The 6,815-nt window shown below is 69.7% G+C and carries 6 protein-coding genes; all 6 read right to left on the bottom strand.

Going from position 1 to position 6,815, the window contains the following annotated elements; translation table 11 throughout:
* Window positions 1-495: 495 nt before the first annotated feature.
* The gene (locus tag N538_RS0101090) at window positions 496-906 is read right to left on the bottom strand and encodes a hypothetical protein (RefSeq protein WP_028635756.1); all 411 of its coding nucleotides are present in this window, start codon (window positions 904-906) and stop codon (window positions 496-498) included.
* Entirely contained in the window at window positions 899-1,852 is a 954-nt protein-coding gene (locus N538_RS0101085) for a zinc-binding dehydrogenase (protein ID WP_051548557.1), read from the bottom strand. Before N538_RS0101085 ends, N538_RS0101090 begins: the two co-directional genes overlap by 8 nt.
* Window positions 1,849-3,924 (bottom strand): hypothetical protein, encoded by a 2,076-nt coding sequence (locus N538_RS23245; protein WP_051548556.1) that lies wholly within the window; start codon window positions 3,922-3,924, stop codon window positions 1,849-1,851. The genes N538_RS0101085 and N538_RS23245 overlap by 4 nt, the downstream gene beginning before the upstream one ends.
* 32 nt (window positions 3,925-3,956) lie before the next feature.
* Window positions 3,957-4,874, bottom strand: a complete 918-nt coding sequence (locus N538_RS0101075; RefSeq protein ID WP_028635754.1) for a sugar phosphate isomerase/epimerase family protein — start codon at window positions 4,872-4,874, stop codon at window positions 3,957-3,959.
* Entirely contained in the window at window positions 4,871-5,620 is a 750-nt protein-coding gene (locus tag N538_RS0101070; RefSeq protein ID WP_197025196.1) for a phytanoyl-CoA dioxygenase family protein, read from the bottom strand. The genes N538_RS0101075 and N538_RS0101070 overlap by 4 nt, the downstream gene beginning before the upstream one ends.
* Window positions 5,621-5,715: 95 nt before the next feature.
* Window positions 5,716-6,792, bottom strand: a complete 1,077-nt coding sequence (locus tag N538_RS0101065; protein ID WP_028635752.1) for a Gfo/Idh/MocA family protein — start codon at window positions 6,790-6,792, stop codon at window positions 5,716-5,718.
* Window positions 6,793-6,815 lie beyond the last annotated feature (23 nt).

Below are 6,815 nucleotides of genomic sequence, written 5' to 3'. Positions count from 1 at the left end.
CCGGGGTGCAGCTTGACCCACTGGACCGCGAGCTGGAGCTTGTGGATCTCGGCTGGGTTGTTGGTGTGGTGGTGCTCGCGGGCAGCGTCGATCACCTGTGCTTCGCGGGTGATCGTGGTGGCTGCCATGACACCTACTCAAGCATCGACCACCGACACTGACAGGCCTGAAAGGCCTTATTTCACAGGGGTCTGGGTAACGAACCGGTTACGATCTCGTGTCTGTTTCCACAGCTGGTGGTGGCCGGCCGCCGGCAAGCCGGGAGGCAACGGCGACCACCCGCCCGCCGTCCCCGCTCGCTGCCTGTCGGTCGTCACCACCGATCAGCCCGCAACCCACGGACATACCGACGCGTCGCGGACCCGCAAGCCGGGAGGCAACCGCCACCACCCACCCGCCGTCCCCGTTCGCTGCCATGTCGGTCGCCACCACCCACCGGCCGCAAACCCGCCGACATCCCGACCCGTCACGGTCCGCAAGCCGCAGGCATCATCCCTAGGCGCCGCCCAACCGCATCCGCAGCAGCAGCTCCAGCGCCACGGACTCGCCGTCGCGGGCGCCCTCGCCGACCTGCAGCGGGGGCGGGACCGGATCGACACGGACCGTGCGCCAGCGGCCGAAGCGCACGGGCGGGACGGTGAGCAGGTAGAAGCCGCCGTCGCGGCTGACGCCCACGGACCCGTCGCTGCGGAGGTACCAGCCGACGACACCGGTGCGGTAGCGGCCGCGACCGTGCCACGGCCGGGCGGTCAGCTCCTCGACCGGCAGCCCCGCGTACACCGCGTCCGCCACGAACCGGTCGACCAGGATCTGGGCCTTCGCGGCCTCCTGAGCACGGCGCCGCTCGTGCGCGGCTCGGTGCTCGTTCGCCCGCGCCGCGCGCTCCTGCCGGCTCTCGTCACTCATCGGGGAACGTGATCACTGCCTTCACGAAGCCGTCGGGCTTGTCGCGCAGGGTCGCGAACGCCTCGTCGATGCGCTCCAGCGGGAACCGGTGGGTGACCAGCCCCTCCATCGAGAGCACACCAGAGGACAGCAGCCGCATCCCCACGGACATGCCGCGCAGGATCACGGCGAGGTCGCGGAAGTGGGCGTTGACGATCCGGAAGGCCATCCAGTTCCAGTACGCCAGCGGCAGCGAGCGCTCCGCGCCCTGGTGGTAGCCGACGATCGCGATCGTGCCGCTCATCCGCGTCGTGTCGCCGCAGGTCGTCAGCGCGCTCTGGGTGCCGGTGCACTCGAACGTGATGTCGGCGCCGCGGCCGTCGGTGAGCGTCCGGACGACGTCGGGCAACGACTCGCGGGTCACGTCGACGACGTGGGTCGCGCCGAGCTTGCGGGCGCGCTCGAGCGCGTCCGCCCGGGCGTCCGCGACGATCAGCCGGCGCGGGCCGCGCAGGGCGGCGAGCCTCTGCACGAGGTTGCCCATGAAGCCGGCACCGATGACGAGCACGTCGTCGCCGAGCCGGACGTCGGCGGCCTCGACGGCGTTCACCGAGCACGCGATCGGCTCGGCCAGCGCGAGGTCCAGCGGCCCGTCGCCGGCCGGGAAGCAGTACGCCGCGCGCACCGCGACGTACTCCGCGAAGCCACGCTCGGTGACCCAGACGCCGACCCGGTCCCCTAGGACGAGCGAGGTGACCTCCTCACCGACCGAGGCGACGACGCCGCTCACCTCGTGCCCGGGGTACCGGACCTCGCCGGCGGGCGGGCCCTCGACCCACGGCTCGAGCTCCGAGGCGCAGACCCCCGACACGACGACGCGCACGAGGACCTCGCCGGGTCGGATCGACGGGACCGGTGCCTCCTCGATCGCGAACGACTGGCGGCCGTGCAGCGCCGCGATCCTCACGGGAGCTCCCCGTCGTGGAACACCACGATCGAGTAGACGCCCAGCGAGGCGAGGCACACCAGGTGCGCACCGTCCTCGCGGCCGAGCTCGAGCGGCGTCCGTGATCCGTCGCTGGCGACGACCGTGGCGCGCTCGCGGTCCTCGGGCAGCCGGACCCGGAGCGGGATGTCGGTGAGGGTGCGCACCGCGTCAGCATCCCGGTCGTAGTCGTAGTTGACCAGGTGCAGCGCGTACGAGCCGTCGGCGAGGTGCTGCAGGTTCGCGGCGACGGACGCGTCCGTCGACACCTGCCGGCCGTGCGGCAGCAGCTCGTCGAGCACGCCGTGGTGTGCGGTGCGGACGTTCGGGTGCGACGGCAGCTCCGGTGCCGCCCGGTCGGTCACCACGACGGTCCCCCCTGCGTCGAGGTAGCCCGACAGCGCCGCCACCTGTCCCTCGGTGAGGGCGAAGACGTCCGGCAGGACCACCGTCGAGTAGCGCAGCAGCGCCTCGCAGGAGGACCGGTCGGGCGCCGTGACGCCGTCCGGCCAGATCACCACGTCGTACGGCACGGCGGCGTTCGCCAGGGTCTCGGTGGCGACCCGGTACGGCACCACGACCGACTCGTCGCGCGCGTTCGTCGTGTTGTCGCTGGCGTCCGCCTTGCCGATCAGCTCACGCGTGCTCTCCACGCTGAAGACGACCGCGACCTCGTTGGCCGTCCGCCGTGCGAACAGCGGCTCGTGGTCGGCCAGGAACGCCTGGACCCCACTGGCCAGCTCGTGCGGCGCGTAGAAGGAGTCCTCGATGACGCTGCCCATCCAGGAGCCGTACGGCACCGACATGTTCGCGCCCATCGCCGCCGCTTCGAACAGCGACAGCCGGAACAGGTCGTAGCCGCGGCCCTTGCCCAGCAGCTCGATCAGCTCGGGGACGACTCCGCCGTACGGGTTCTCGACGACCACGACGTCCTTGTCGCCCGCGAACGCCGCGACGTAGCGGTACCACTCCGGCTGGCGGTAGGTCGTGTTGCGCATCTCGGTGATGACGAGGTCGACGTCGTCGGCCAGCGCGAGGTACATCGGCTCGAGGTTGAAGAAGTTGCCGGACAGGATGATCTCGCGTCCCAGCGACCGGCCGTACTCCCGTGCGTAGTCGGCGAGCTCGGCGAAGTACTTCTTGATCTGCAGGCACTGGAACGCGTAGTAGTCGCCGAACAGCGGCGTCGACTCGCGGCCCGACTTGAAGTCGTAGCCCTGGGCCAGCAGCCAGTCGCCGTAGTGGAACGTGGCGAGGTCGACGCCGTCGAGCGCGATGTCGACCTGGGAAGGCTTCAGGGCCTGGAGGTATGCCCGGAAGCCCTTCATGCAGTCCTTGCAGAAGCACGCGCCGTACTGGAACGCGCCCATCGGGAGCTCGGCCTCGTCGAGCTGGATGCCGTCCGCGCCCGCGTCAAGCTGGATCCGGATCACGGCCTTGAGGTACTCGCGCCAGACCGGGTTGTTGCGGTCCATGTAGTAGCACTGGTGCTCGCGGTCGGGGCACTCCACCCAGTGCGCGTGGCACGGCTGCTGGTGGATGTCGCGGACGACGCACTCCTCGATCAGGTCCGTGACCGGCTCGCCGTCGCTGTTGACGAGACCGTCCGGGAAGTAGTGCTCGACCGGCTTCCAGAGCTTCGGGTAGCGGTTCGACGAGAACTCGCGCAGCCCCATCCAGTCGCGCTTGCCGACGCCTCGCAGCTCGTTCAGGGCGAGCACGGCGTCCTCGTCGTCGGTGAGCTCGACCGGGAACTCCCAGCCCTGCGCCTCGAAGACGATGCCGAGCACCTTGATGCCCCGCTCGTGGCAGGCGGCGATGAACTCGCTGTCGTTGACGAACCCGTAGAACCGCGAGCGCGCGTCGACGGGACCGAACGCCTCCTGCTCGAGGTACGGCAGCGCCAGCGAGCCGCCGCCCATCGACGCCCACACCAGCACGGTGGCGCGGAAGTCGACGAGGTCGTCGACCATCCGCAGCCGTCGTGGCGGCAGGCTCGGGTGGTAGCAGTGCTGGCGGGGGAACCAGGCGTCGAAGTAGACACCGCGATGCATGGGCGGCCTTCCTGGGCTCGGGGTGAGGATTGTCAGATCTGGATGTACGGCGCGAGGGTGCGCCTGGCGATCGTGAGGCCGCGACGGACCTGCTCGGGCGAGCCGCTCCACACCGGGTCCTCGTGCTCGACCGAGACGACCCCGTCGTACCCCGCCTGGTGGAGCGTGTCCAGGACGCGTCGCCAGTCGACCTCGCCGAGGCCGGGGATGCGGTAGCGCCACCAGCCGCTCACCCAGGGCTCCTTGTCGATCACCCGGCCGAAGACGCCGTACCGGTTGCGCTGGTCGGCGCGCACCTCGACGTCCTTCGCCTGGACGTGCAGCACCCGGTCGACGACCGGCTCGAGCGCGGCGACGGGATCGATGCCGAGCCAGACGAGGTGCGACGGGTCGTAGTTCAGCCACAGCCCCAGGTCGGCCATCCAGCCCCACAGCTCGGGTGAGTAGGCGAGGTTGGCGGGGTAGCCGTCGGGGTGCCACCCCTCCATCGGGCAGTTCTCGATGACGAGGCGTACGTCGCGGGCCGCGGCGTACTCGACCAGCGGCGGCAGCACCTTCTCGGCGAGCCGCAGGTTCTCGGTCATCGTCCGCGAGACGTCCCTGCCGACGAACGTGCCCACGAGCCCGACGCCGAGGAGCTGCGCGGCGTCGATGCACCGGCGCAGGTGCTCGTGGGTCGCCTCGCGCGTCTCCTGGTCCTCGTGCAGGTTGTTCTCGTAGTAGGCGACCGCCGACAGGGTCAGGCCCGCTTGGTCGAGGAGGGACCTGACCCTGTCGGCATCGGCCACCCCGAACGTCTCGACGTCGAGGTGGCTCGCTTCCCAGTCGCGGCCGGGCCGGTCCGGCCAGGCGGCGACCTCGAGCGCGTCGTACCCGTGGCTGCCCGCCCACCCGGCGATGTCCTCGAGGGACTCGCCGGGCAGGCAGGCCGTCAGGAGTCCCAGTTTCATGCGGTGGCCGGGACGTTGGCGTAGGCGTTGCCGGCGAGGTCCTCACCGCGGGCGAGCCAGATCTTCCACCCCTCGTTCTGCGGGACGTCCTGCATCTTCACCGACGAGGGGAAGTAGCGCATGGTGTACCCGGTACGCCGGACCGGGCTGGTGTTCGCCTTCGCGCCGTGCACGATCCGCCCGTCGTGCATGGAGAACTCGCCGCGCTTCAGCTCGAAGTAGACGGCCCGGTCCTCGTCGACGCCGCCGAGCTCGGCGTGGAAGGTCTGGGTGGTGATGTCCGCCGGCTGGTAGCCCTCCGAGAATCCTCCGTTGAGGTGCGAGCCCGGGATGACCCGCATGCAGCCGTTCTCCCGGAACGAGCCGTCCTCGAGCGCGAGCCAGATCGTGACGATGTTGTCGTAGGCGTCGAAGCGGCCCTCCCAGAACGCGCTGTCCTCGTGCCAGGGGGTGGCCCGGCCGGTGAAGGGGTCCTTGGAGATGAAGTGGCTCGACCAGAGTGCGATGTTCGGGCCGATCAGCGGCTCGACGGTGTCGAGGACCTCGTCGGAGAGGAGGAAGTCCAGCAGCCGCTCGTCGCGGTAGTGCGGGGTGTCCAGCTCGTCGGAGAGCTTGTCCCCCTTGTCGGCGAGGTGCTCGTTGAAGATCTGCTCCAGCCGGGACAGCTTCTCATCGGAGAAGAGCTGCCGACCGGGCAGCAGGTATCCGTTGGTGCGGAAGGACTCGACGTCTTGCTCGGTCAGCACGGTCTTGCCTCTCAGGTCGTGGAGTGGTGTCGCCGACGCTACGGAGGGAGTGCGTCCGGTCACGACGCCTATCCTCGGTGCCGTTCGACTTATCTTCAGGAGCCCTGCTGGATGGCCCGGATGATCTCGACGAAGAGCTCCATGTCCTGGACGTAGTCCTCGGGCGAGGTCTTGGGCGTCCCGCCGGTCGTGACGACGTCGTGGAAGTACTCGAGCTCGTAGGTGTACGGGTCCTTCAGGTGCGGACGCCGCACCGACCGCTCGTAGGAGTCGCCGTCGGTGAGCTCGAGCTGCAGGGTCGTCGGGAAGTGCCGCACGTACGGCGTGTCGTACTGCACCTTCATCGTGCCGCTGGCGCCGTACAGCTCGATGTAGGTGTCGTAGCGCAGCTGGTCGTCGACTCCGGTCTCGTAGGTGACGACGAAGTCGCCGTAGTCGAGCAGCGCGACGACGTACCCGCCGTTGCGCCACATCTTCGCGGCCGAGACCTTCTGCGGAGAGCCGAGCAGCTCGCGCATCGCCGACAGGTCGTGGCTGCCGAGCCCGCAGAGCAGGCCGTAGGTCCACTCGAGCTCCTGCGGGACGTCCCCGAGCGCCTCCTTGACCAGCGCCGACCGACGCGCCCACTTCTCGTCCACGGCCTCCTGCGGCACGTCGTCGGGGCGGTCGACGTACGACGTCTGGTCGACGATGAGCCGGTTCTCGCCGATCACGTCATGGACCCGGACGTAACGGAGCTCGCCGAGCTCGGGCAGCCGCTCGACCGCCTCGTTGAAGGCCGGCGCGAAGCGGCGCATGTAGGCGACCATCACGGTCTTCCCGGACCGGTCGCGTGCGGCGATGATCTCCTCGGCCTCGCGTGGGCTGAGGCACATCGGCTTCTCGACCAGCACGTCGATGCCGGCGTCGAGCGCGGTGATCGTGCACTCGGCGTGGTACTCGTCGCTGTTCAGCACGAGCACGCAGTCGAGGTCGCCGGCCGCGAGCATCTCGTGGAAGTCGGTGTAGCGGTGCTCGACGCGGTAGCGGTCGCCGACCCGCTTGACCAGGCCCGGCGAGATGTCGCAGACCGCCGCCAGCTCGTAGCGGTCCGGCAGTGACTCGATGATCGGCAGGTGGATCACCTGGGCGACCTCGCCCAGTCCGATCACTCCGACACGAAGCTTGCTCAACGTGCTCCCTCTCGTGGTTGGGC

The sequence above is a fragment of the Nocardioides sp. URHA0032 genome (assembly GCF_000620645.1).
Classification (GTDB): domain Bacteria; phylum Actinomycetota; class Actinomycetes; order Propionibacteriales; family Nocardioidaceae; genus Nocardioides.
This window is presented reverse-complemented; position numbering and strand designations above follow the sequence as displayed.